The organism is Microbacterium sp. LjRoot205 (assembly GCF_056175745.1).
In genome coordinates, this window is the sequence record NZ_JBGFFH010000001.1 from 1,158,137 (window position 1) to 1,182,930 (window position 24,794).

At 68.1% G+C, this 24,794-nt stretch carries 18 protein-coding genes and 1 pseudogene; 14 read left to right on the forward strand and 5 right to left on the reverse strand.

Annotated elements, in window-relative coordinates:
- Window positions 1–19: 19 nt before the first annotated feature.
- Together rarD and AC04ME_RS05635 are read left to right on the forward strand one after the other, a co-directional pair.
- Window positions 20–958, forward strand: coding sequence for an EamA family transporter RarD (gene rarD / locus AC04ME_RS05630; RefSeq protein ID WP_475433947.1), 939 nt, complete (start codon window positions 20–22; stop codon window positions 956–958).
- Window positions 959–1,101: 143 nt separating this feature from the next.
- Entirely contained in the window at window positions 1,102–2,376 is a 1,275-nt protein-coding gene (locus tag AC04ME_RS05635) for an ABC transporter substrate-binding protein (protein WP_042539188.1), read from the forward strand.
- Window positions 2,377–2,542: 166 nt separating this feature from the next.
- On the opposite strand, the pseudogene AC04ME_RS05640 reads toward AC04ME_RS05635, so the two are convergent.
- The 4 genes and pseudogenes from AC04ME_RS05640 to AC04ME_RS05655 all read right to left on the reverse strand — a co-directional run.
- Window positions 2,543–3,268, reverse strand: a pseudogene (locus tag AC04ME_RS05640) (ABC transporter ATP-binding protein); the annotation flags it as partial.
- Window positions 3,265–4,230 carry an ABC transporter ATP-binding protein gene (locus AC04ME_RS05645; RefSeq protein WP_042539447.1) on the reverse strand — a complete coding sequence of 322 codons (966 nt, stop codon included), beginning with the start codon at window positions 4,228–4,230 and terminating at the stop codon, window positions 3,265–3,267. The pseudogene AC04ME_RS05640 and the gene AC04ME_RS05645, both read right to left, overlap by 4 nt.
- A gap of 46 nt (window positions 4,231–4,276) precedes the next feature.
- The gene (locus AC04ME_RS05650) at window positions 4,277–5,254 is read right to left on the reverse strand and encodes a branched-chain amino acid ABC transporter permease (protein WP_042539192.1); all 978 of its coding nucleotides are present in this window, start codon (window positions 5,252–5,254) and stop codon (window positions 4,277–4,279) included.
- A 5-nt stretch (window positions 5,255–5,259) separates the two neighbouring features.
- On the reverse strand, window positions 5,260–6,576 hold the full coding sequence (locus tag AC04ME_RS05655; RefSeq protein WP_042539449.1) for a branched-chain amino acid ABC transporter permease: 1,317 nt from the start codon (window positions 6,574–6,576) through the stop codon (window positions 5,260–5,262).
- Window positions 6,577–6,875: 299 nt separating this feature from the next.
- Here AC04ME_RS05655 and guaB point away from each other — a divergent pair, with 299 nt between their 5' ends.
- The 9 genes from guaB to AC04ME_RS05700 all read left to right on the forward strand — a co-directional run bounded on the left by guaB (window position 6,876) and on the right by AC04ME_RS05700 (window position 16,824).
- Window positions 6,876–8,378 carry an IMP dehydrogenase gene (guaB, locus tag AC04ME_RS05660; RefSeq protein ID WP_056375811.1) on the forward strand — a complete coding sequence of 501 codons (1,503 nt, stop codon included), beginning with the start codon at window positions 6,876–6,878 and terminating at the stop codon, window positions 8,376–8,378.
- 178 nt (window positions 8,379–8,556) lie between these two features.
- Window positions 8,557–9,615, forward strand: coding sequence for a response regulator (locus tag AC04ME_RS05665; protein ID WP_228385657.1), 1,059 nt, complete (start codon window positions 8,557–8,559; stop codon window positions 9,613–9,615).
- The gene (locus tag AC04ME_RS05670; protein WP_475433950.1) at window positions 9,615–10,604 is read left to right on the forward strand and encodes an ATP-grasp domain-containing protein; all 990 of its coding nucleotides are present in this window, start codon (window positions 9,615–9,617) and stop codon (window positions 10,602–10,604) included. The genes AC04ME_RS05665 and AC04ME_RS05670 overlap by 1 nt, the downstream gene beginning before the upstream one ends.
- Complete coding sequence (locus tag AC04ME_RS05675) at window positions 10,601–11,314, forward strand: PHP domain-containing protein (RefSeq protein ID WP_042539200.1); 714 nt, start codon at window positions 10,601–10,603, stop codon at window positions 11,312–11,314. The genes AC04ME_RS05670 and AC04ME_RS05675 overlap by 4 nt, the downstream gene beginning before the upstream one ends.
- The gene (locus AC04ME_RS05680; RefSeq protein ID WP_228385658.1) at window positions 11,299–12,801 is read left to right on the forward strand and encodes a glycosyltransferase family 2 protein; all 1,503 of its coding nucleotides are present in this window, start codon (window positions 11,299–11,301) and stop codon (window positions 12,799–12,801) included. The genes AC04ME_RS05675 and AC04ME_RS05680 overlap by 16 nt, the downstream gene beginning before the upstream one ends.
- On the forward strand, window positions 12,798–12,941 hold the full coding sequence (locus AC04ME_RS05685) for a hypothetical protein (protein ID WP_475433952.1): 144 nt from the start codon (window positions 12,798–12,800) through the stop codon (window positions 12,939–12,941). The genes AC04ME_RS05680 and AC04ME_RS05685 overlap by 4 nt, the downstream gene beginning before the upstream one ends.
- Complete coding sequence (locus AC04ME_RS05690; RefSeq protein ID WP_042539202.1) at window positions 12,938–13,285, forward strand: response regulator; 348 nt, start codon at window positions 12,938–12,940, stop codon at window positions 13,283–13,285. The genes AC04ME_RS05685 and AC04ME_RS05690 overlap by 4 nt, the downstream gene beginning before the upstream one ends.
- Window positions 13,282–15,066, forward strand: coding sequence for a sensor histidine kinase (locus AC04ME_RS05695; protein WP_475433954.1), 1,785 nt, complete (start codon window positions 13,282–13,284; stop codon window positions 15,064–15,066). Before AC04ME_RS05690 ends, AC04ME_RS05695 begins: the two co-directional genes overlap by 4 nt.
- 69 nt (window positions 15,067–15,135) lie before the next feature.
- Window positions 15,136–16,824 (forward strand): ABC-F family ATP-binding cassette domain-containing protein, encoded by a 1,689-nt coding sequence (locus tag AC04ME_RS05700; protein WP_475433956.1) that lies wholly within the window; start codon window positions 15,136–15,138, stop codon window positions 16,822–16,824.
- Window position 16,825: 1 nt separating this feature from the next.
- Here AC04ME_RS05700 and AC04ME_RS05705 read toward each other — a convergent pair whose 3' ends face one another.
- Window positions 16,826–17,905, reverse strand: a complete 1,080-nt coding sequence (locus tag AC04ME_RS05705; RefSeq protein ID WP_475433958.1) for an FAD-dependent oxidoreductase — start codon at window positions 17,903–17,905, stop codon at window positions 16,826–16,828.
- 76 nt (window positions 17,906–17,981) lie between these two features.
- Between AC04ME_RS05705 and AC04ME_RS05710 the strand changes: the two genes are divergently transcribed.
- From AC04ME_RS05710 to AC04ME_RS05720, 3 genes are all read left to right on the forward strand, one after another.
- Window positions 17,982–19,097: a GuaB3 family IMP dehydrogenase-related protein gene (locus tag AC04ME_RS05710; protein ID WP_042539210.1), complete on the forward strand. Its 1,116-nt coding sequence runs from the start codon at window positions 17,982–17,984 to the stop codon at window positions 19,095–19,097.
- Window positions 19,098–19,154: 57 nt separating this feature from the next.
- Window positions 19,155–19,913 carry an SURF1 family protein gene (locus AC04ME_RS05715; RefSeq protein WP_311879921.1) on the forward strand — a complete coding sequence of 253 codons (759 nt, stop codon included), beginning with the start codon at window positions 19,155–19,157 and terminating at the stop codon, window positions 19,911–19,913.
- A gap of 236 nt (window positions 19,914–20,149) precedes the next feature.
- On the forward strand, window positions 20,150–24,778 hold the full coding sequence (locus tag AC04ME_RS05720; RefSeq protein WP_311879666.1) for an ExeM/NucH family extracellular endonuclease: 4,629 nt from the start codon (window positions 20,150–20,152) through the stop codon (window positions 24,776–24,778).
- Window positions 24,779–24,794: the final 16 nt, after the last annotated feature.

Genomic DNA, 24,794 nt, shown 5'->3' on the forward strand with positions numbered 1-24,794 from the left:
ACGGGCATAGGGTTGTGCGGTGACCCCGACGAACGCCGCCTCCCGAGCCACTCAGACGGCGGGAGTCGCGTACGCAGGGGGTGCGTATCTGCTCTGGGGCGTGCTGCCCCTCTACTTCCTTCTGCTCGCACCCACGGGGCCGTGGGAGGTCGTCGCGTGGCGGGTGCTGCTGTCGCTCGTCTTCTGTCTTCTGCTTCTCACCGTGATGCGCGGCTGGGCGGCGTTCGGCGCGATCATCCGGCAGCGGAGGCTGCTGGCATGGACTGCTCTCGCCGGCGTCCTGATCTACGTCAACTGGCAGGTGTTCCTCATCGGCACGCTCTCGGAGAACATCGTCGAGACGAGCCTCGGGTATTTCATCAACCCGATCACGACGGTGCTCCTCGGGGTGTTCGTGCTCAAGGAGCGCATCCGCAGGCTGCAGTGGGCCGCGATCGGCATCGCCGCCGTCGCGGTGATCGTGATCGTCCTCTTCTACGGCGAGTTCCCGTGGATCGCCCTCTCGCTGACGGCCTCGTTCGGGGTCTACGGACTCATCAAGAAGAAGATCGGCCCCGCAGTCGACGCGGTCAGCGGACTCACCCTCGAGTCGTTCTGGCTGATCCCGATCGCCGTCGTGCAGCTGATCCTCGTCGCCGCCACCCCCGACGGGATCACGATGGGCTCCCACGGCGTCTGGCACGCGGTGCTCCTCGCCTTCGCGGGAGTGGCGACGGCGGTGCCGCTGCTGCTGTTCGCCGCCGGCACCCGACGCATCAACCTGACCGTCATCGGGATGATCCAGTTCATCACGCCGATCATGCAGTTCATCATCGGCGCGGTCGTGCTCGGCGAACCGATGCCTCCCGAGCGGTGGGCGGGGTTCATCATCGTCTGGGTCGCCATCCTGGTGTTCGTGATCGACCTGCTGCTCGCCGCGCGGCGAGGGCGTCGGATCGCTCAGCCGGCACTGGTCTGAACTCCCGGTTCACGCCTGCGGAACTCGGTGTCGGATCGTTAACGCACCGAAACATCGGCGACCCCTACGCGAAGCCTTTCAGTCCTAGTGTTAGAGCACCCGACCGTGGTCACAATCCACGGCCAGTCACGCAAGGGAGCATCATGACCGCATTCACGCGCTCGCGCAGCGCCAAGATTCTCGCAGGAGTCGCGCTGCTGAGCGCCTCGGCGATCGTCGTCGCAGGCTGCAGCAGCACGCCCTCCGAGGAGCCGTCCGACGGCGGAGGCGGCGGATCGACGGCCGACCTCACGCTCGAGCTCGGCTCGCTGCTGCCGCAGACCGGTTCGCTGTCGTTCCTCGGCCCGCCCATGGAATCCGGCGTCGGCCTCGCCGTCAAGGAGGTCAACGACGCTGCTGCAGGTATCACGATCAACCTGACGGCTGAAGACGAGGGCGACACCGACACCAAGGCCTACGAGACGTCGATCAGCAAGCTGCAGAGCGCAGGCGTCACGGCCATCGTCGGTGCCGCGGCGTCCGGCGTCTCGCGTCTGATCCTCGACGGCAACGTCAGCGCAGGCATCCTCCAGATCTCGGCCTCGAACACCGGCCCCGACTTCACGGACTGGGACGACAACGGACTCTACTTCCGCACCGCTCCCAGCGACCTGCTGCAGGGCGAGGTGCTCGGCAACCTGATCGCCGAAGACGGGCACAAGACCCTCGGCGTGATCTACCAGAACGACGCCTACGGCACCGGTCTCTTCGAGAACATCAAGTCGACGTTCGAGAACGCGGGTGGCGAGGTCGTGGCCGACGCGTCGTACAACGTCGGTGACGGTCAGTTCGACGCACAGGTCGAGACCATCAAGGCGCAGAACCCCGACGCCGTCGCGATCGTGTCGTTCGACCAGTTCAAGACGATCGCTCCGCTGCTCGTGAACGCGGGCATCTCGCCGGACAAGTTCTACCTCGTCGACGGAAACCTGTCGGACTACGGCTCTTCGCCCGACACGAACTTCCCGTTCTCGCTCGAGGGCGCACAGGGCACCAAGCCCGGCCCGGCACTCGAGGATGACTTCACCGACCGTCTGCAGGCGTACTGGACCGGCGAGGGCAACCCCGAGGTCAACGACTTCACCTACGCGGCTGAGGCGTACGACGCCGTCGTGCTCGTCTCGCTCGCGTCGCTCGCGGCCGGCTCGACCGAGGGCGCGGACATCGCAGCGAAGATGGCTGAGGTCTCGGGTGGCACCGGCGACGGAGAGAAGTGCACCAGCTTCGCCGACTGCGCCGAGATCATCAACGGAGGCGGCACGGCCGACTACGACGGATACTCGGGCGAGATCACGTTCGACGAGAACGGCGACCCGCAGGGCGCCTCGATCGGCACGTACGTGTACGACGCCGAGAACCTGATCTCCCGCACCAACTGATCACGAGCGAAGGCCCCGGACTCAGCATCCGGGGCCTTCGTCGTGTCCCGAGCACCTGCGAAGGGCACGGGGGCCACCGAGCGTGGCCGACCCCCCCGTCCCGCAGGCCCGGACTGAGACCCGGACAGAGCCGCAGACAGAGAGAAGGGGCGGATGCTGCGGCATCGACCTTCGGATCGTTCAGCAGGTCGCGCCCTGTGCCCTCGTACGCGTCCTTGCCCTGGTCGAGCACGTAGCCGCGGTCGCAGATCTGCAGGCAGCGACGTGCGTTCTGCTCGACCATGATCGTGGTCACTCCCGCCTTGTTGATGTCGGAGACGCGGATGAACGCGTCGTCCTGGCGCACGGGGGAGAGGCCGGCGGAGGGCTCGTCGAGCAGCAGCACCGACGGGTCCATCATGAGCGCCCGCGACATCGCCACCATCTGGCGCTCACCGCCCGAGAGCGAGCCCGCGCGCTGCTTGAGGCGCTTGCCGAGCTCGGCGAAGATGCCGGTGACGAACTCGAGGCGCTCTGCGTAGATCTTGGGGTTCTGGTAGAGCCCCATCTGCAGGTTCTCCTCGATCGAGAGCGAGGGGAAGACGTTGTTCGTCTGCGGCACGAAGGCGACGCCGCGTTTGACGAGCTTGTCTGCTTTCAACCCGACGATGCTGTCCCCGTTCAGGGTGACGTCGCCGCCGCGGATGTTGACCATGCCGAAGATCGCCTTCAGCAGGGTCGACTTGCCCGCGCCGTTGGGGCCGATGATGCCGATCAGCTCTCCTTGACGTGCGACCAGGTTCGCGCCGTTGAGGATGTTCACTCCGGGGAGGTATCCGGCGTGCACGTCCTTGAGCTCGACGACGATGTCGTCGGGTGACGGCGACGACGCTGCGGGGGTGGCGGCGCTCATGCGGTGCCCTTCTGGTCGGAATCGCGGGTGCTCGTCGCTTCGAGCTCCGCCTCGGCTTCTGCTTCGATCTGCTCGCGGAGCTTGGCGGCTGCGGCATTCTCGATCACGGGGATGCGACCGGTGACGGCACCGAGATCGAGATCCTGGTGCGCGCCGAGGTAGGCGTCGACCACCGCGGGGTCTTCCATGACCTCGTCCGGGGGTCCCTCGGCGACGATGCGACCCTCCGCCATGACCACGACCCAGTCCGCGATGTGGCGGACCATGTGCATGTCGTGCTCGACGAACAGCACGGTCATCCCGAGGCCCTTGAGATCGAGGATGTGGTCGAGCAGCGACTGCGTGAGGGCCGGGTTGACACCGGCCATCGGCTCGTCGAGCATCACCAGGGTCGGGTCGCTCATCAGAGCGCGGGCCATCTCGAGGAGCTTGCGCTGCCCGCCCGAGAGCGATGCGGCGAAGTCCTTCTCCTTGGCATCGAGCTTGAAGCGGGCGAGCAGCTCGCGCGCCTTGCCCTCGATCTCCTGGTCCTGCTTGCGCCACAGGAACGGGAAGAGGCTCGACCAGAAGCCCTCGCCGCGCTGGCCCGGAGCCCCGAGCTTCATGTTCTCGAGCACCGTGAGGAGCGACAGCGACTTGGTCAGCTGGAACGTGCGCACCTGTCCCATGCGCGCCACCTTGAACGAGGGGACGCCCGAGAGGCTCACCCCGTCGAACGACCAGGTGCCGGCGTTGGGTTTGTCGAACCCGCACAGCAGGTTGAACAGCGTCGTCTTGCCCGCGCCGTTCGGACCGATCAGCGCGGTGATCGCGCCGCGCGGGATCTCGACGTGATCGACGTCGACGGCGGTCAGGCCGCCGAAGCGTCGCTGCACGGCGTCTGCCACGAGGATCGGATCGACCTTCGGCACGCCGGGGGCGGCGGGGCCCTTCGCGAGACCGGTGGTCTTGGGGCGTCGGATGCTCCCGGTTGCGGGCGCCGTCTCGGCGCTCTCGTCGGGGGTCAGTTCATTTGACAAAGGTCATCTCCCTCTTGTCTCCGAGGATGCCCTGAGGTCGGAAGATCACGAGCAGCATCAGGGCGATGCCGACGAAGATGAACACCAGGGTCGAGGCCTGGCTGTCGGACATCGGCAGGATTCCCGCCTTCGCCATGGACGGCAGCAGGTTGGCCATGAACGCGAACACGACCCAGAAGAGGATCGCGCCCAGCGTCGGGCCGAACACCGTGGCTGCTCCACCGAGCAGCAGGGCGGTCCACAGGAAGAACGTGAGCGAGGTCGTGTAGCTGCCGGGGACCACAGCCGACGGGAGGACGAACACGATCCCTCCGGCCGCGCCGATCACACCACCGACCACGAGCGCCTGCATCTTGTAGGCGAAGACGTTCTTGCCGAGCGAGCGCACGGCGTCCTCGTCCTCACGGATGCCCTTGAGCACGCGCCCCCACGGGCTGCGCATGAGCGACCAGACCAGCAGGATCGCGACGAGCAGCACGAGGAGTCCGAACACGCGGTTCCACAGGTCGTTCGCGCTGTAGGTCCACGGCCCGAACCCGTAGGTGCCCGGTGGGAAGGGGTTGGCATCGCGGAACCCGCCGTTGAACTGCGCGAGACCGTCGGCCGAGTTGGTGTACTCGTCGAAGATCTGGGTGGTGAAGAGCAGCCGCACGATCTCACCGGCCGCGATCGTCGCGATGGCGAGGTAGTCGGCTCGCAGCCGCAGCGTCGGGATGCCGAGGAGGACGGCGAACAGCGCGCCGCCGAGCAGGCCGATCAGCATGCCGATCCACCAGGGGAGACCGAAGGTCAGCACCGAGATGGCGTAGCCGTAACCGCCGATGGCCATGAAGGCGGCCATACCGAAGTTGAGGAGTCCCGCGTATCCGAAGTGCACGGCCAGACCGGTCGCCGCCAGAGCGTACGCCAGGGTGACGGGGCTGAACAGATAAGCGGCTGTGTTCGAGAAGATGCTTCCGAAGTCCATGGCGATCAGCCCAACCTTTCCCTGCGTCCCAGCAGGCCCTGCGGTCTGACGAGGAGGATCACGATGAGCACGACCAGGGCGCTCGCATACTTCAGATCCGAGGGGATCCAGAGGGTGGAGACCTCGACCGCGATGCCGACGATGAGGGAGCCGACGAGCGCGCCGAACGCGGTGCCGAGGCCGCCGAGGGTGATGGCGGCGAAGATGAGCAGCAGCATCTGCATGCCCATGTCCCACTTCACACCGGGGCGGAAGTACGCCCAGAGGATGCCGGAGATCGCCGCGAGGGTGCCGGAGAGGATCCAGACGTAGCGAACGACCTTGTCGACGTCGATGCCCGACGCGGCCGCGAGCTGCGGGTTGTCGGAGATCGCCCTGGTGGCCTTGCCGATGCGGGTGCGTGTGAGGAAGAACGCGACCCCGACGATCACGACGATGCTGACGACGATTCCGATCAGGTCGATGTACGACAGCGAGATCGGACCGAACCGGAAGGGCTCGGGGCTGGCACCGGGAAGCTGGCGGGTGCCGCCGCCGATCATGTACTGGAAGGCGTAGCGCAGGGCGAGGGACAGGCCGATGCTGACGATCATCAGCTGCACGACCCCGAGCCCTCGTCTTCGCAGCGGACGCCAGATGCCGGCGTCCAGTGCCCAGCCGAAGAGGCCGCCGCCGATGACAGCCGCGATGATCCCGAGCCACAGCGGCAGATGCCAGAAGCTCGTCGTCACGAGGGCGACCAGGCCGCCCCAGGTGACCATCTCGGCGTGCGCGAAGTTCGACAGCCGGGTGGTGCCGTAGATGAGCGCGGCGCCCATCGAGGCGAGTGCGAGCAGCAGACCGAAGTTCAGACCGCCCACGAGACGCGAGAGGAGCTGATCGATGAAGGACGTCGTCATCCTCTCGCCCTCGCCGAGGAAGAGGTTGAGGATCTTGGTGCCGGTCAGACCGAACTCGACCTCGAACGACGCCGTCGTGCCGGCGATGGGCTGAGTGCCCTCCGGCAGCTGCGCCGCGTCGACGATCACACCGTCGGGGAGCGTCTCCTCGTCGACGGTGAGCGTGTAGGTGTCCTTCTCGGGCACGTACAGGCGCCACTTGCCCTCTGCGTCGGTCTCGGTCTCGCCCTCGAAGCCGCCGCCCTCGATCGTCATGACGACGCCTTCGACCGGGTCGTCGTCGAAGGTGATGACGCCGGCGAAGTAGAAGTCGGTGATCTCCTGCCCGTCGTCCGTCTCTTCGGCGGAGGCCGCTGCAGGAGGCTGCAACCACAGGAAAGCGATGGCGAGGAGCGACGCGAGCAGGATGATGACCCACCGCATTCCGCTTCGATTCGCCGAGATCGTCGGACGCACAGAACCTCCAGCCCAGTACACAGGCCATGACGGAGTTGTGCATCGGCCCTGATGTACGACGGTATGAGCGTAATGTGTCGGCTCTGTTTCAACCAAGGCACGATCTGCTCACGGTGAGAACGATCCCATCACGAAGTTGCGAATCCGGAGCGTCTCCGCGTGTCGTGCTGCGCGGGAGCGCGCGACGGCCGGGAATTTCCTCAGGGTCCCGACGCTTAGAATTGGTACACCCTCGCCCCCAGATCGCGCCCGCAGGAGGACAATCCATGGACCAGCACGACCCCTTCGGCTTCGTCGGACTCACGTACGACGACGTGCTGCTCCTCCCGGGGCACACCGACGTCATCCCCAGCGAGGCCGACACCTCGTCGCGGATCACCCGCCGGATCTCGGTCGCGACACCGCTGCTGTCCAGCGCGATGGACACCGTCACCGAGTCTCGGATGGCCATCGCGATGGCACGAGAGGGCGGCATCGGCATCCTGCACCGCAACCTCTCGATCGCCGATCAGGCCGCGCACGTGGACCGCGTCAAGCGCAGCGAGTCGGGCATGATCACCGACCCGATCACGACGTCGCCGGATGCGACCGTCGAAGAGGTCGACGCGCTCTGCGCCAAGTACCGCATCTCGGGCCTTCCTGTCGTCGACCCCGACGGCCGTCTCGTCGGCATCATCACCAACCGCGACATGCGGTTCGTGTCGGGTTTCGAGCGTCAGACCACCTTCGTGAAGGACGTCATGACGTCGGAGGGACTCGTCACCGCACCGGTGGGCGTGGCCGCGGGCGAGGTCATCGCGCTCTTCGCGCACCACCGCGTCGAGAAGCTGCCGCTCATCGACGACGACGGCAGGCTCGCCGGCCTCATCACCATCAAGGACTTCGACAAGAGCGAGAAGTACCCGCTGGCGACGAAGGACGACCAGGGTCGCCTGCGCGTCGGCGCGGCCATCGGGTTCTTCGGAGACGCCTGGGAGCGCGCGGAGGCGCTGCGCGATGCCGGCGTCGACGTTCTCGTGGTCGACACGGCCAACGGCCAGTCTCAGGGCGTGATCGACCTCGTCAAGCGGCTCAAGGCCGACGAGAGCTTCGCGCACATCGATGTGATCGGCGGAAACGTCGCGACCCGCGAGGGCGCTCAGGCGCTCGTCGACGCGGGCGTCGACGCCGTCAAGGTCGGCGTCGGACCCGGCTCCATCTGCACCACGCGTGTCGTCGCGGGCGTCGGCGTGCCCCAGGTCACCGCCGTGTACGAGGCATCGCTCGCGGCACGCCCCGCCGGTGTGCCCGTGATCGCCGACGGCGGACTGCAGTACTCGGGCGACATCGCCAAGGCCCTCGTCGCCGGTGCTGACGCCGTGATGCTCGGCTCGCTGCTCGCCGGCACCGACGAGTCGCCGGGCGAGATCGTGTTCCAGTCGGGCAAGCAGTTCAAGCAGTACCGCGGAATGGGCTCGCTCGGAGCGATGCAGACACGCGGCAAGCAGACCTCGTATTCCAAGGACCGCTACTTCCAGGCCGACGTGCCGAGCGACGACAAGCTCATCCCCGAGGGCATCGAGGGTCAGGTGCCGTATCGCGGTCCTGTCGGGGCCGTCGCCTACCAGCTCGTCGGCGGACTGCGCCAGTCGATGTTCTACGTCGGTGCGCGCACCATCGAAGAGCTCAAGCAGCGCGGCAAGTTCGTGCGCATCACCGCGGCAGGGCTCAAGGAGTCGCACCCGCACGACGTGCAGATCGTGGTCGAGGCGCCGAACTACAAGCGCTGAGACAGAAGAGACAGAGGGCCGGATGCGACAGCATCCGGCCCTCTGTCGTGCTGCGCGGTCGTTGCGGTCTATTGATATGCCAGTATTTAGAGACACCCGCTCGACTTCCCCTCGAGCTCTCGGCGCGAAGGGCGCAGGGAGTGACATGCCGGACGCTGATCGGCAGGGGACTTCCCCAATGAGAGCCGCAGATATGCCCCAGGATGCTCCCCGCGTCCTCGTCGTCGATGACGACCCTGACGTCGCCCTGCTCGTGAAGACCGTGCTCGAGAGGCGGGCCGGCTGTGAGGTCGCGGTCGCGCACGACGGGCAGTCTGCCGTCGAGCGACTCGAGACCTTCACCCCTGACGTCGTCGTCACCGACATCGAGATGCCCGGTCTCGACGGGCTCGAGCTGCTGGCAGAGCTGCGTCGCAATGATCCCCTGCTGCCTGTGATCGTGATGACCGCGCACGTCTCGGTCGAGTACGCGGTGTCGGCCCTGCGCGCGCAGGCCGACGAGTTCCTCACGAAGCCGCTCGACAATCTGAAGCTCGTCGAGGCCGTGCAGCGGCTGGCGACCGAGGGCCGCGCGCGACGTGAAGCCGGCCGCACCAAAGAGGTCGTGCTCGCCATCGGCGCGCACCCCGACGATGTCGAGATCGGCGTGGGCGGGATCCTCGCGGCGCACGCCCAGGCCGGCGACTCGATCACCATCCTCACCCTCTCGCGCGGTGCGCGCGGTGGAGACGCCGACAGTCGGCAGCACGAGTCGCTCGCCTCGGCCGAGATCCTCGACGCGCGCCTGTTCGTGAAAGACCTCGTGGACACCGAGATCTCCGGCGGCGGTGCCACCGTGCGGTTGATCGAGGAGGTCGTTCAGGAGGTGCAGCCGACGATCGTCTACACCCACTCGTCCAACGACCGTCACCAGGATCACCGCGCCGTGAGCGAGGCGACGATCGCCGCGACCCGCAGGGTCGGCACCGTCGCCTGCTACCAGAGCCCCTCGGCCACCATCGACTTCCGTCCGACGCGCTTCGTGCGGATCGATCAGTACATCGCTCAGAAGCTGCGCCTGCTCGAGTGCTTCGGCTCGCAGACGGCGACGCGCGACTACCTGGACCCCGACTTCGTGACGGCCACCGCTCGATACTGGTCGCGTTTCGGCGGCGGAGCGGCCGTGGAGCCGCTCGAGGTCGTGCGCGAGACCGCCGAGTTCATCGGCGCCCACGAGCTCACTCGAAGGGAGAGCTGATGACCGCGCGCGTGCTGGTGACCGGTGCAGGAGGCCCTGCCGGCGTGGCCGTGATCCGCTCGCTCCTGCGCCGATCCGACCTCGAGGTCTTCGCGGCCGACATGGACGGCTGGGCCAGCGGGATCTACCTCGTCCCGCCGACGCACCGGCGTCTCGTGCCACCGGGGCGCGACGAGGAATTCGTCTCGACGATCGCCCGCATGGTCGAGGAGGACCGACTCGACCTCGTGATCTCCACGGTGGATGTCGAGCTCGCGGCACTCGCCGGCCGACGCGACGAGCTGGCCCCGGCCGTGCTCGCCGCGCCCTCGCAGGACACGCTCTCGGTGGCGCTCGACAAGCTGCTGCTCGCCGAGCGCTGCGAGGCGACGGGGCTCACCCCGCGCACCGTGCTCGCGGGTCCCGACGCCCGGGCGGTCGACTGGGAGTTCCCGGCCTTCGCCAAGCCTCGCCAGGGTGCGGGCAGCCGTGGCGTGCGAGTCGTCCCCGACCGCGCGGCGCTCGACGCGCTGCCCGAGGATGAGGGACTCATCGTGCAGGACTTCCTCCCCGGCGAGGAGTACTCGGTGGATGTGATCGCAGACGCCTCGGGTGCGGTGGTGGCGGCTGTGCCGCGCACCCGCGCCAGGGTCGACTCGGGTGTCGCGATCGCCGGACGCACGGTGCACGACGAAGATCTCGAGAGCGCCGCGGCGTCGATCGCGCGTGCCATCGGACTCGTGGGCGTCGCCAACGTGCAGCTCCGGCGGGACCGCGCAGGCCGTGCCGTGCTGCTCGAGGTCAATCCGCGGTTCCCGGGGGCTCTTCCGCTCACGATCGCCGCAGGCGTCGACATCCCCTCGCTCGTCGCCGATCTGTTCCTGGGGCGTGAGATCCCGTCGACGATCCCTTTCCGCGAGGTCGCCTCGGTGCGGTTCCTCGAGGACGTGATCCTCGACGTCGACGAGGTCCTCGTCTCCGCGCACGCGGGGCATCAGGAGGAGCTGTGACTCACGCGCTGCTCCGAGGCGATCATCACGTGCATTCGACGTTCTCGGACGACGCGGTCTCGACTCTCGCCGAGAACGTCGCGGCGGCATCCGCGGCGGGGCTCGCCACCGTGCGCCTGGTCGACCATGTGCGCCGATCCACACCCTGGGTGCCCGACTATCTCGCGGCCGTGCGGTCGCTGCAGGTGCCCGACGGTCTCACCGTGCTGACCGGGGTGGAGGCGAAGATCCTCGATGCCTCGGGTGACCTCGACATCCCCGAGCTGCCCACCGGGATCGACCGCATCCTGATCGCCGATCATCAGTTCCCCGGCGTCGACGGACCGCTCGGTCCGAGCGTCGTCCGAGAGCGGATCGAGGGCGGCTGGGCTCCGGAGGACGCGCTCGATCAGCTGGTCTCCGCGCTGATCTCGGCCATGCGCCGCCACCCGGGGAACCAGCTGGCGCACTGCTTCTCGATCCTGCCCAAGATCGGTCTCTCCGAGAACGACCTCGGTGCCGATCGCATCGCGGCCTGGGCGAAGACGGCGGCCGAGACCGACACGATCGTCGAGGTGAACGAAAAGTGGGGGTGCCCCGGCATCCCGCTTCTCGACGCACTGCACGGCGCCGGCGCCGAGATCGTCGCGTCGACCGACAGCCATGTGGCCTCCGATGTCGGACGCTATTCGCGCGTGGTGGAGATCCTCGACGGATGGAGGGCTCGCTGATGCCCGAGCTGAACTGGGTCGAGACCGTCGTCGTCGTGTTCCTGCTCCTCTGCGTGCTGGTCGGAACGCTGCCTGTCATCAACACGGGCCTGCAGTTCCTCGTGCTCCCGATCCATGCCTTCCGCAACCACTACGGCAAGGCAGCTCCGCACCACCCCCGCATCGCCGTGCTGATCCCCGCCTGGAACGAGGGGCTCGTGCTCGGGCAGGCGATCGAACGCCTCACGCAACTCGAGTACCCGGCCGACCGGCTGCGGATCTTCGTCATCGACGATGCGTCGACGGATGACACCCCGGAGGTGGTCGCGGCGAAGGCTGCGGCATACCCCGGACGCGTCGTGCACCTCCGCCGCGACAAGGGCGGCGAGGGCAAGGCGCACACGCTGAATCACGGGCTCGACATCGTGCTCGCGGACGAGTGGACCGAAGCGGTCCTGATCATGGACGCCGACGTGATCTTCGCGCGGGACTCGCTGCGGAAGATGAGCCGGCACCTGGCCGATGAGAAGGTCGGGGCCGTCACGGCCTACATCGCCGAGGGCAGCCGCGACCGCAACTACCTCACCCGGTTCATCGCGATCGAGTATGTCATCGGACAGCTCTCGGCCCGGCGCACCCAGAACGTCGGGGGAGCGATCGCGTGCCTGGCCGGCGGCGCGCAGCTGCATTCGCGGGCGAACCTCGAAGCCATCGGCGGTCGGATCCCGACCGGCACGCTCGCCGAAGACACGATGACGACGTTCGAGGGTCAGCTGGCGGGGCGCCGTATGGTCTTCGAGCCCCACGCGGTCGTGCTCGCCGAGGAGCCCCGCACCATCGACAGTCTCTGGAAGCAGCGCCTGCGGTGGGCGAGAGGCAACGTGCAGCTGACCTCGATCTACCGCCATCTCTGGTTCCGACCCAGCCGCGTGCACAACCTGGGCAGCTTCGCATTCGGTCTCGCGTGGTTCACCATCCTGCTGCTGCCGGCGTTCATGATCCTCGCCGCCACGGCGCTGCTCGTGCTGCTCGTCCTGCACAGCGACATCGCCGAGTTCGTCTTCCGGTTCATGTGGATCTCCGCAGCCTGCATCTATCTGTACTCGATGCTCTACGCGGTGCAGCTCGACGGGCGGATCGGCCGTCAATCCTGGCGCGAGGCGCTGATGTTCCCCGGACTCGGGGCTCTCATCCTGATGGCTATCGCGCTGTTCCCCTGGCTGTTCGAGGCGGGGCTGAGCGACCTCGGAATCGCCGTCACGGATGAGACCCGGTTCACCTGGGCGGTCATCTTCTATCTCTGGGGGCCGATCTCGATGCTCGGCATCTGGCTCGCACGCGCGGTGGAGCGACTGCCGGGCGGCCGCTTCTTCGCCGGCCTCCTGCTCTACGTCTGCGGGTATGGGTCGCTTCTGTGCGCCATCACCGTGGATTCGTACATCAAAGAGTGGCGCCACGCCGACGCCGCATGGATCAAGACCGAGAAGATCGGACGGGTCGACTCATGACCGAAGCACCTTCGAGAAGCGCCGAGGAGGAGGAGATCGCCGCCGACGCCCGTCGCGAGAAGCTCCTGATCCCGCAGGCGCTCCTCGCCATGGGCATCGTCGTCGTCATCGTGATCGCGCGAGAGCTGTTCCTGCGATGACCGCGCGGCCGCTGGCCCTCGTGGTCGAGGACAGCGCAGACCAGACGGCGCTGCTGAAGCGCTACCTCGACCGCGAGGGGTTCGACGTGTTCGCAGCGGCGGATGCCGAGACGGCGATCGCTGCGTTCGCGACGATCTCTCCGGCCGTCACGGTGCTCGACCTGCTGCTCCCCGGCATCAGCGGGACGGAGCTGGCGCGTCTCATCAAGACCCGCTTCCCCGACTGCTTCCTCATCGTGAGCTCGGTGCTCGACGTCGCGGACTACCCCGACGCCGATGCCGCGCTTCCCAAGCCGATCATCGGTGCGGATCTGCGAGCGCTCCTGCGAGAAGCGACACGATGACTCCGACCAGCACCGTGCAGCAGTCGATGGAGCGCAGCTGGCGCCGCTACTTCGACAACCCGACGCCGCTGATGAAGCAGGGGCCGACGGCGATCGCGGTCGCCATCGCGGCCGTGCTCATGTGGACCGTCCCGGGGATCCCGGTGACGGACACGGCTGTCGCGGTCTTCGGGCTCGTCACCATCGCCGCCGTCACAGCGCTTGCGGCCGTGCTCTCGGTGCGGGGTGTGTACGAGGGCTGGATCGTGATGCTCATCCCGATGATCGACATCGTCGCACTGGGAGCCATCCGGACCGGCACCGGAGGGCCGGCATCGCTCTTCTCCTCCTTCGTCCTCCTCCCCGTGGTCTGGATCGCCGCCGCTCCCGGTCGCAGGCAGGTCGTCATCGTGGGGGTCCTCTCGTCGATCGCCCTGGTCATGCCGAACCTCATCGACCCGCCGGAGGCCCCGGCCGATTGGCTGCGCGGTGTGATCGGTCCGCTGGTCTTCGCGACGGTGGGGGCCATCGTCAACGAGCTGTCGCGCCAGCAGCGTCTTCGCACCACCCAGGCCGAGGCCCACGTCGTCGAGCGCACGTCGGCCCTGGCGGCCAACGAGGAGATCCTCGAGCAGCTGAAGTCGAGCGAGCAGCAGTACCGCGCGCTCTCCGAGTCCTTCACGAGCCTGTGGAACTCGATCACCGGACAGGCCGTCATCGCCACCGACAACCACGGAACCATCACGGCCTGGAATCCGGGCGCTGTGCGGCTGCTCGGCATGGAGGTGCCCGACGCGCTCGCCGCGGTGCAGATCGACCGGTTCTTCCCCTCGCACGCGCTCGCCCCGTTCGTCCCCGAGCATGGGCCGACGCCGGGCGATGAGCTCCACCCCGGGCTGCGCGCACTCTTCGACGACGCTGACGCCGGGCTGCCGGTGGATTCGCACATCGACGTGGCGAGGGAGGGCGGGTCGACGGTCCCCGCCCGCGTCACCGTCACCCCCTACCAGGACTCCGACGGTTCGCGACATGGCTACCTGCTGGTGATCACGGACGAGACCCGGGCGGTCGAGGTCGCACGCATGAAGGACGAGTTCGTCGGGATGATCTCGCACGAGCTGCGCACACCGCTGAGCGCGATCATCGGATTCCTCGACCTCCTGCAGAACGATCCGGCCCAGCCGCTCACGTCGGATCAGCAGGAGTTCGTCGACATCATCGAGCGCAACGCGCAGCGGCTGTTGAATCTCGTCGGCGACCTGCTCTTCACCGCCCAGGTCGAGTCCGGTCGCTTCCCGCTCGAACGCCGAGAAGCCGACGTCGCCGAGCTGGTGCGCAGCGCCGTCGCGTCTTCGGGGCCGCACGCGCAGCGGCAGGGCATCGAGATCCTCGCCGAGGTCCCGACGAGTCCGGTGCTGATGACCGTGGATTCGGGACGTATCGGGCAGGCCCTCGACAATCTGCTGTCGAACGCGATCAAGTTCACCGCTGCGGGAGGGCGGGTGACCGCGAGCCTGCGCGAGGTCGACGGAGCCGTCGAGCTCGCGGTGCGCGACACCGGCGTGGGGATCCCCGAAGACGAGCAGGGCATGCTGTTCACCCGGTTCTTCCGCGCGTCGACCGCGACCCGGAACGCGGTGCCCGGCGTCGGGCTGGGGCTCACGATCACTCGGGCGATCGTGCTCGCCCACGGCGGCTCGATGGATGTGACGAGCAGGGAGGGCGTCGGCACCGAGTTCCGGATGCTTCTCCCGGTGGCGCCCCGCACCGAGGCGATCCAGGTGGTCGGCCGTCGCTCCTGACCCGCCGTCGGCTCCGGCAGCTGATAGCCTGGTCGGCTCGCCATGCGGGCGGAAGGACGGCCACGCACGGTGAGATACATAGATGTTGCAGGGGTCTCGCTGACCCTTCCTGACGGCAGACCGCTGTTGGACGAGACGACGTTCCGCGTCGGAGCCGGTTCGACGAGCGCGCTCATCGGACCCAACGGGGCAGGCAAGACGACGCTGCTCCGCATCATCCGAGGCGATCAGGCCGCAGACGCCGGAGTCGTGACGATCGACGGCGGGCTCGGTGTGATGGATCAGTTCGTCGGCCACGGCGAGGCCGGCCAGACCGTTCACGAGCTGCTCGTGAGAGTGGCGCCTCGGCGCATCCGTCAGGCGGCGGTGGCTCTCGAGGCGGCGGAGGACGCGGTGATCGAACGGGATGAGCACGACACCCAGATGGCCTACGCGACGGCGATCGCGGAGTATGCGGACGCCGGCGGGTACGAGCACGAGACCGTGTGGGATCAGTGCACGGTCGCCGCTCTCGGCGTGCCCTACGAGCGTGCGCGGTTCCGCGACCTCACGACGCTGTCGGGCGGCGAGCAGAAGCGGCTCGCTCTGGAAGCGCTGCTGCGCGGACCGGACGAGGTGCTGCTGCTCGACGAGCCCGACAACTACCTCGACGTGCCCACGAAGCGCTGGCTCGAGGAGCAGCTGAGACAGACGCCGAAGACCGTGCTGCTCGTCTCGCACGATCGGGAGCTGCTGGCGCGGGCGGTCGACCGCCTGATCACTCTCGAACCCGGCGGTGCCGGTGCTTCGGCATGGGTGCACGGTGGCGGGTTCGCAACCTACCACCAGGCGCGCAGCGACCGCATGGACAGGCTCGACGAGCTCCGCCGTCGGTGGGACGAGCAGCATGAGAAGCTGCGCACCCTCGTCGCGAACCTCAAGGTCAAGGCATCGGCGAACGACGGGTTCGCGTCGCGGTATCAGGCGGCACAGACCCGTCTGCGCAAGTTCGAGGAGGCGGGCCCGCCGGAGGAGCGGCCGCCGGCTCAGGACTTCGACATGCGACTGCGCGGAGCACGCACCGGCAAACGCGCGGTGGTCGCGCAGCGGCTCGAGCTCAGCGGCCTGATGCGGCCGTTCGATGCCGAGGTCTGGTACGGCGATCGGGTGGCGGTGCTCGGGTCGAACGGCTCGGGCAAGTCGCACTTCCTCCGCCTGCTCGCGCGCGGAGGCAGCGACCCGGATCCGTCGCTGGGCCACGTGACATCCACGGGGGAGCAGCTGGCTCCCGTCGATCACAGCGGGCGGGCCACGCTCGGCGCGCGCGTCGTGCCGGGGCTGTTCGCCCAGACGCATGCGCATCCGGAATTCGTCGGCCGCACTCTGCTCGAGATCCTGCACAGAGGCGACGAGCGGCGGGCGGGGATGCCGAGGGACGCAGCCAGCTCGGCGCTCGACCGGTACGGGCTCGTCCGCCAGGCGCAGCAGGCCTTTGAATCGCTCTCCGGCGGGCAGCAGGCGCGGTTCCAGGTGCTGCTGCTCGAGCTGTCCGGCGCGACGCTGCTGCTGCTCGACGAGCCGACGGACAACCTCGACATCGAGTCGGCGGAGGCCCTTGAAGACGCCCTGCAGCGCTTCGAGGGAACCGTGCTCGCGGTCACCCACGATCGCTGGTTCGCGCGCTCGTTCGACCGGTTCCTCGTGTTCGGGTCAGACGGCGAGGTGTACGAGTCCGACGCTCCGGTGTGGGATGAGCGTCGGGTGGCGCGGGCGCGCTGAGTCAGGACAGGCGGAAGGGCGCAGCCGCGAGGGCCGTCGGGTCCAGCGCAAGGTCTGCGAGCGTCGCGCCGACCCCCGGTGCGAACTTGAACCCGTGACCCGAGAAGCCTGCACCCACCACGATCCGTCCGCGCCGATCGAGCACGAAGGCGCTGTCATCCGTCGAGGTGTAGGTGCAGCTGACGGGAACGGCGGATGCCGGGTCGAGACCCGGCATCCACTCGCGCACGTAGTCCGCGAGAGCCCCCGCGTGCGTGACCGCGTGCGGACGGGCATCGGGGTCGACGACGTCGCCCACGCGGTGGAAGCCGACCTTGACGCCCTCGCCGGGGGTCGGCATGCCGTAGACCGTCGCCGGGTGGAGGTCGGGGTCGACGTAGTGATTGAACGACGGCCACACGTCGTCCCCTCTGGGGCGGAAGTGCGCGGGGAACTCCTCGGTGACCTCCAGCCGAGGCAGGCGGATGCCGGGCAGCATCCGCTCGGTCCAGGCGCCGACCGTGACGACGACGACGTCTGCCCGCATCCGCTCTTCGGACAGCATGATGTCGACGCCCTCGTCGGTCTCCTCGATGCGCGCCACCGGGGTCTCCCAGCGCACCTCGCCTCCCGCGGCCACGATGCGTCGTTCGAGCTCACCCAGCGCGGCGGATGCACGGGCGACACCGGCATCGCGGGAGAACAGCACATCATCGCCGAAGCGCATGCCCGACCAGCGAGACGATGCCTCGCCGGCCGTCAGCGTCTCGGCGTGGATGCCGCGATCGATCAGACGCCGCTCGATCACGGCGACGTCGACATCGCCGTGGGTCACGAGGCCATGGAGGCGCAGCAGCGGCTCGCCGTCGACCTGCCCCAGGGCATTCCACCCCTCACGCGCGCGCACGAGCAGGTCGAGGTAGTGCTCTTCGTCGTAGGCGTTGTTGAAGTTGCGTGTCGCGCCGTGCGAGGCCCCCTGGTGGTGTCCGCGGGCGAAACGGTCGAACACGACAGGCTTCAGCCCTCGCCGGGCGAGCTCCCACGCGGTCGCGAGGCCCATCACGCCGCCGCCGATGACGGCGACCTCCATCGAATCCGACATATTGCCTCCCGAGCTCCTTCTCAGTCTCCCAGCCGTCGGTGTCATCGCGTGCGCCCGGTAGTCTGGAGTGGTGACCATGGAGATCGAGCTCGGCCGAGGCAAGCGTGCGCGTCGCGCGTACACGTTCGACGACATCGCGGTGGTGCCCTCGAGGCGCACCCGCAACCCGGAGGACGTGTCGACGGCCTGGACCATCGACGCCTTCGGATTCGGCATCCCGGTGCTCGGCGCCCCGATGGACTCCGTCGTGAGCCCGCAGACGGCGATCATGCTCGGGCAGCTCGGCGGACTCGGCGTCCTCGACCTCGAGGGCCTGTGGACCCGCTACGAGAACCCCGAGCCGCTTCTCGCCGAGATCGCCGCCCTCGACGAGGGCGAGGCGACCGCGCGCATGCAGCAGCTCTACTCCGAGCCGATCAAGCCGGCGCTCATCACGCAGCGCCTCGCCGAGATCCGCGAGGCCGGCGTGACCGTCGCCGGATCCCTGACCCCGCAGCGCACGCAGGAGTTCTACGACACCGTCGCTGCGGCCGGCGTCGACCTGTTCGTCATCCGCGGCACCACGGTGTCGGCCGAGCACGTCTCGAGCGTCGACGAACCGCTGAACCTCAAGAAGTTCATCTACGACCTCGACGTGCCCGTCATCGTCGGCGGAGCCGCCACCTACACCGCGGCACTGCACCTCATGCGCACGGGCGCGGCCGGCGTCCTCGTCGGATTCGGCGGGGGAGCGGCATCGACCACCCGGGCCACGCTCGGCATCCATGCCCCGATGGCCACGGCCGTCTCGGACGTCGCCGCCGCCCGTCGTGACTACCTCGACGAGTCCGGCGGACGCTACGTGCACGTGATCGCAGACGGCGGCGTCGGCACCTCCGGCGACATCGTCAAGGCGCTCGCGATGGGCGCCGACGCGGTCATGCTCGGCGTCGCGCTCGCCCGCGCCACGGACGCACCGGGTCGCGGCTTCCACTGGGGTCCCGAAGCGCACCACCCCAAGCTCCCGCGCGGCCGCCGCGTCGAGGTCGGCGGCATCGGCACGCTCGAGGAGATCCTCTACGGTCCTGCCCCCGTCGCCGACGGCACGTCGAACCTGATCGGGGCGCTGCGCAAGTCGATGGCCACCACCGGATACTCCGACCTCAAGGAGTTCCAGCGGGTCGAGGTCGTCCTCGCGCCCTACGAGGCCTGAGCCACGCACGACGCTGTGACTTCTGCTGCTCTGTTCCCGCCGACCCTCCGAGAGGTCATGCTCCGGGGACGCTGGATCGGGATGCTCGTGCTGTGCCTGGTCGTCGCCGGCGTGTTCGCGTGGCTCGGCCAATGGCAGCTCGAACGTGCCATCGAGACCGATCCGCCGCCCGCCGGAGCGACCGAGCAGGTGCGGCCGCTGACCGATGTCGTCGAGCCGGGGCAGTATCTGCCGGAGCCGCTCGTCGGGCAGAAGGTCGAGACGACCGGAACGTGGATCCCCGATGACTTCCTCATCGTGTCGAGCCGATTCAACGACGATGTCGAAGGCTATTGGGTGACCGGTCAGCTGCGAGTCGCGGAGCGCACGTCGATAGCGGTCGCGATCGGCTGGACCGCCGACCGCGCGGTCGCCGATGCGGCCGTGGCGGAGCTGAACGAGGGCGACGCAGAAGCATCGATCGTCGGACGCGTCATCTCGGACGAGGGCCCCTCCCTGCCACCGAAGGACGATCCGCAGCGCATGGACCGGATGTCGACCGCGGCGCTCCTCAGCCACTGGCACGACGTCGACGACCTGGATGTCTATCGGCCGTACTTGGCCTCCGTCACGGCGACGGCGGGTCTCACCGACATCTCGTCACCGGCGCCCGACGAGCAGTCGCCGGTGAACTGGCTGAACATCTTCTACGCGGCGGAATGGGCGATCTTCGCCGGGTTCGCGTTCTACCTCTGGTACCGACTCGCGAAGGACCAGTGGGAGCGCGAGGTCGAGGAGTTCGAGGACGCAACCGCCGGCACCGGCGGGACGGCCTGAGTCACCGCGCATTCGCGCGATCGGCCGCGCGCATCTGAGCGCTTCTCCACGCGATATTCCACCTTCGTCAGGGGCCCTTTGGGACGTTCGGTGAGGGCTTGGTTACCAATCGGAAAACTCCGTTGAGGATGTCCGAAGGCGTCCGTATGCTCGCTCACATGTGCGTCGGCTGAGAGCTCGCACAGACGCGGTTTCACGAGAGCCGTCGCCAGACCATACCCGAGGAGACAACACAGATGATGTCCGCTCCCGACGCCGCGAACCAGCAGGTTCCCGGGTCAGATCGCAGAAGTCGGGGGCGTCTCGGCGTCCTCGCCGCCACCTGCGTCGCAGCTCTCGGCGCCAGCGCCCTGATCGCCGCGCCAGCCTCCGCAGACGTCTCAGGGACGGGGGTGGTGATCAACGAGGCGTACCTCTCCGGAGGCAGCGCCGGTGCGGCGTTCACGAACAAGTTCATCGAGCTCTACAACCCCACGGCCGCGCCCGTCACCCTCGACGGGCTCTCGCTGCAGTACCGATCGGCGACGGGAACGGGAGGCTCCAACGGAGTCGCACCGCTGACCGGCGTCATCCCCGCCGGGGGCCACTATCTCGTGCAGGCAGGCAGCAACGGAGCCAACGGCGCCGCCCTCCCCACGGCCGATGCCGTGAGCACCCTCAACCCGAGCGGCACGAACGGCACGCTCGCACTGGTCGAGGGCACGGCGGCGGTCACGCTGACCCCCGGCTCGGTCACCGGGGTCGACGGCGTCATCGACGTGCTCGGCTACGGCACCTCGAACACCTTCGAGACCGCAGCGGCGACGCCGCCCACGGGCAACACCGACGTGAAGTCGCTCAACCGCACCGGAGGCAAGGACACCGACGACAACAAGGCCGACTTCAGCCTGTCGCCGACCATCACGCCGCAGAACGCCGGCGCGGTTCCCGATCCCGACCCCGAGCCCGAACCCGAGCCCACCGAGGTGTCCATCGCCGACGTGCAGGGCACGACCGACGTCTCGCCGCTGAACGGCCAGACCGTCACGGTCGAGGGTGTCGTCACGGCCGACTACCGGACGGGCGGCTACAAGGGCATCGTCATCCAGACCGAGGGATCCGGCGGAGCGACCGACGCCACACCGGGAGCATCGGACGGCGTCTTCGTCTTCCTCAACGCGCTCGCGCCCACGCTCGCGATCGGCGACCTCGTCTCGATCACCGGCTCGGTCAGCGAGTACTTCGGCCAGACCCAGATCAACCCGACTGCGCTGTCAGGCATCTCGGTGGTGCAGGCAGCGGCCGGTGTTCCCGAGGCCACACCTCTGCCAGACGTCACCGTCGGCACCGATCGCGAGCAGTACGAGAACATGTACGTGGCGCCCGCGGGCACCTACCGCCTCGCGTCCAGCCACCAGCTCTACAACTTCGGCACGCTCTGGCTGAACGCCGGAGCCGACCTGAACGTCAAGAGCACCGAGACCGTGCGTCCCGGCGCCGAGGCCTCCGCGATCGCGGCGGCGAATCGGGCCAACCGCATCCTGCTCGACGACGGATGGTCGATCCAGGTCTCGAACAGCGGGCACCCGAACGACCAGCCGTACTTCACGAAGGACGTCGTCGTCCGCAACGGCGACACCGTCGACTTCAGCGACAGCGGATATGTGCTCCAGTACGGTTTCGACGACTGGCGTCTGCAGCCGGTCGTGCCGATCGACAGCACGTCGTCGGCCGACCTGAAGGCGGGCTTCGAGGCGACGAACCCCCGCCCCGACACGGCACCGACCGTGGGCGGCGACGTGCAGGTCGCGTCGTTCAACGTGTTCAACTACTTCACGACGCTCAAGAGCGAGAACTCGAACGCTCGGGGCGCGGCGAACGCGGCCCAGTTCGACATCCAGAAGTCCAAGATCGTCGCGGCCATCAACGGGCTGGACGCAGAGATCGTCTCTCTCATGGAGATCGAGAACTCGATCAAGCTCGGCGGCTCGCTCGACGAGGCGCTCGCCGATCTGGTCGACGGACTCAACGATGCTCTGGGCAGCGAGGAGTGGGACTACGTCCGCACCCCCGACGAGCTGAACGACTCGGCGACCACGGACTTCATCACGAGCGCGATCATCTACAAGAAGGACGACGTCAGCACCGTGGGCGAGAGCCTCACTGTCACGGACGAGACGGTGTGGGGCAACGCCCGCGAGCCGATCGCGCAGGCCTTCGACATCGACGGCCGTGTGGTCACCGTGGTCGCGAACCACTTCAAGTCGAAGTCGGCGCCCGAGGGCGGGGGCGCAGAGCCCGCAGACGGACAGGGCTTCTTCAACGCCGACCGCGTGAAGCAGGCGAACTCGCTCAAGGGGTTCACCACGGAGATCGAGGAGACCACAGGAAGCAGCGACATCCTGCTCATCGGCGACTTCAACGCCTACGCGAAGGAAGACCCGATCGAGGTCTTCACGAGCGAGGGCTGGAGCGATGTCGCGCGCGAGAAGGCACCCGACGAGCACACCTACTCGTTCGACGGCGAGCTCGGCTCGCTCGACCACGTGCTCGCATCGCCGTCGCTGGCCGCGTCGATCACGGGCGCGGGGGTGTGGAGCATCAACTCTCCGGAGTGGAGCGATCGCGGCTACGCGTTCGGTGCCACCGAGGCGGGGACGCCGTTCCGCTCCAGCGACCACGACCCGATCATCGTCGGCGTCTCCTCGGAGATCCCGCCGGTGAGCATCGACGTCGTCACGATCAACGACTTCCACGGTCGGATCGAAGCCGACGGCGCTGCCGCCGGTGCCGCAGTGGTCGCGGGCGCCGTCAAGCAGTTCCGTGAGGAGAACCCGAACACGATCTTCGCCGGAGCCGGCGACCTGATCGGCGCGTCGACGTTCACCTCGTTCATCAACGACGACAACCCGACGATCGACGCGCTCAACGCTGCAGGTCTCGACGTCAGCGCGGCGGGCAACCACGAGTTCGACCAGGGCTGGGAGGACCTGCGCGACCGTGTGCAGGACCGCGCGGACTGGGAGTACATCTCGTCGAACGTGTTCGTGACAGAGACCGGCGAGCCCGCGCTCGCCCCGGCCTGGGTCAAGGAACTCGACGGCGTGCGAGTCGGTTTCGTGGGGGCTGTCACGGAGGACCTCGACTCGCTCGTCTCCCCCGAGGGCATCGCCGATCTCGAGGTGCGCAGCATCGTCGACTCGGTGAACGCCGTGGCCGACGACCTGCGTGACGGGGATTCCTCCAACGGTGAGGCGGATGTCGTCATCCTCCTCGTCCACGAGGGCGCGTCCAGCGTCGAACTGTCGAGCATCACTCCGGATTCGCCCCTGGGCGAGATCGTCTACGGGGTCGATGAGGATGTCGACGCGATCGTGTCGGCGCACACCCACCTCGCGTACAACCACGTCATCGACGGTCGTCCCGTCGTCTCGGCCGGCCAGTACGGCGAGAACCTGGGGCTCATGAACCTCCAGGTCGACCCGAAGACGAAGGACCTGATCTCGATCACGAACGAGATCAAGCCCCTCACCGCCGCCGGCCAGCCGCTCTACCCAGCGGTTCCGGAGGTCGCCGACATCGTGGCGAAGGCGAAGGCCGAGGCGGATGTGCTCGGTGCGGTGAAGGTCGGAGACATCACGGCCGACTTCAACCGGGCTCGCCAGACGAACGGCTCGGAGAACCGCGGTGGCGAGTCCACCATCGGCAACTTCGTCGCCGACGTGCAGAAGTGGTCCACCGGTGCGGACATCGCGCTGATGAACCCGGGTGGCATCCGTGCGAACCTGACATACGCGTCGTCGAATGCGAGCGACCCGAATGGCAACGTCACCTACCGCGAGGCGGCGACGGTGCAGCCGTTCGCCAACACGCTGGTGACGTTGACGCTCACCGGTGTGCAGCTGAAGGGCGTGCTCGAGGAGCAGTGGCAGCCCGCAGGGTCGGCCCGTCCGTTCCTCAAGCTCGGCGTCTCGGAGGGGCTCGTCTACACGTACGACCCGGCCGCGGCCCAGGGCTCGCGCGTCACGTCGATCACCCTCAACGGAACCGCGATCGACCCGGCGGCGAACTACACGGTCGCAGCCAACTCGTTCCTCGCCGCGGGTGGAGACAACTTCTTCACCTTCAAGGAGGGGACGGGCAAGCGCGACACCGGCAAGATCGATCTGCAGTCGATGGTCGACTGGTTCGACGCGAACAAGACGGCGACGCCCGACCTCGCGCAGCGTGCGGTGGGTGTCTCGGTCAGCGCGCCGGATGCCGACGGCTACAGCGCCGGCGACCAGGTGACCGTCGCACTCTCGTCGCTGGCGTTCAGCGCGGGGGAGCAGGCGCCGGGTGAGGTGACTCTGTCGCTCGGCGGCACTCAGCTCGCCTCGGGTGCAGTCGACCCGACCATCGTCGACACGACCGACGAGGTGGGGCGCGCGTCGCTCAGCTTCGCGGTTCCCTCGGGCGTCTTCGGAGAGCAGCTGCTCACCGTGGCCGTCGCAGGTACGGGGACGACCGTGCAGGTGCCGTTCACGATCGCGGGTGAGGAGCCGGTCGAGTTCGCCGGCTCCATCGACCTCGGATCCTCGAAGGTGGCCGCCGGCAAGAAGCTGAAGATCACCGGTGAGGGCTACGAGCCCGGCGAGACCGTGACCGTCGAGCTGCGACCGAAGAAGGGCTCGGCCGTCGAGGTCGGCACCGTCCAGGTCAGGGCCGATGGCACCTTCTCGACGTCCGTGACAGTGCCGAAGAGCACTCAGCCCGGCAAGTACACGGTCGCCGTGTCGCAGGCGGACGGCGACGAGGCGACAGCCACGGTCACCGTCAACCGTGCGGGCGGCATCATCGGTGGCATCATCGACTGGCTGTGGGATCTCATCAACGGCTGGTTCTGACCTCGACAGGCGGCAT

Bases quoted from the DNA above. Each gene is read 5' to 3' on its own strand.
- AC04ME_RS05635 (WP_042539188.1), top strand. From the start codon at position 1,102: ATGACCGCATTCACGCGCTCGCGCAGCGCCAAGATTCTCGCAGGAGTC.
- AC04ME_RS05650 (WP_042539192.1), bottom strand. From the start codon at position 5,254: ATGGACTTCGGAAGCATCTTCTCGAACACAGCCGCTTATCTGTTCAGC.
- AC04ME_RS05655 (WP_042539449.1), bottom strand. From the start codon at position 6,576: ATGCGGTGGGTCATCATCCTGCTCGCGTCGCTCCTCGCCATCGCTTTC.
- guaB (WP_056375811.1), top strand. From the start codon at position 6,876: ATGGACCAGCACGACCCCTTCGGCTTCGTCGGACTCACGTACGACGAC.
- AC04ME_RS05665 (WP_228385657.1), top strand. From the start codon at position 8,557: ATGAGAGCCGCAGATATGCCCCAGGATGCTCCCCGCGTCCTCGTCGTC.
- AC04ME_RS05670 (WP_475433950.1), top strand. From the start codon at position 9,615: ATGACCGCGCGCGTGCTGGTGACCGGTGCAGGAGGCCCTGCCGGCGTG.
- AC04ME_RS05680 (WP_228385658.1), top strand. From the start codon at position 11,299: ATGGAGGGCTCGCTGATGCCCGAGCTGAACTGGGTCGAGACCGTCGTC.
- AC04ME_RS05685 (WP_475433952.1), top strand. From the start codon at position 12,798: ATGACCGAAGCACCTTCGAGAAGCGCCGAGGAGGAGGAGATCGCCGCC.
- AC04ME_RS05690 (WP_042539202.1), top strand. From the start codon at position 12,938: ATGACCGCGCGGCCGCTGGCCCTCGTGGTCGAGGACAGCGCAGACCAG.
- AC04ME_RS05695 (WP_475433954.1), top strand. From the start codon at position 13,282: ATGACTCCGACCAGCACCGTGCAGCAGTCGATGGAGCGCAGCTGGCGC.
- AC04ME_RS05705 (WP_475433958.1), bottom strand. From the start codon at position 17,905: ATGTCGGATTCGATGGAGGTCGCCGTCATCGGCGGCGGCGTGATGGGC.
- AC04ME_RS05710 (WP_042539210.1), top strand. From the start codon at position 17,982: ATGGAGATCGAGCTCGGCCGAGGCAAGCGTGCGCGTCGCGCGTACACG.
- AC04ME_RS05715 (WP_311879921.1), top strand. From the start codon at position 19,155: ATGCTCCGGGGACGCTGGATCGGGATGCTCGTGCTGTGCCTGGTCGTC.
- AC04ME_RS05720 (WP_311879666.1), top strand. From the start codon at position 20,150: ATGATGTCCGCTCCCGACGCCGCGAACCAGCAGGTTCCCGGGTCAGAT.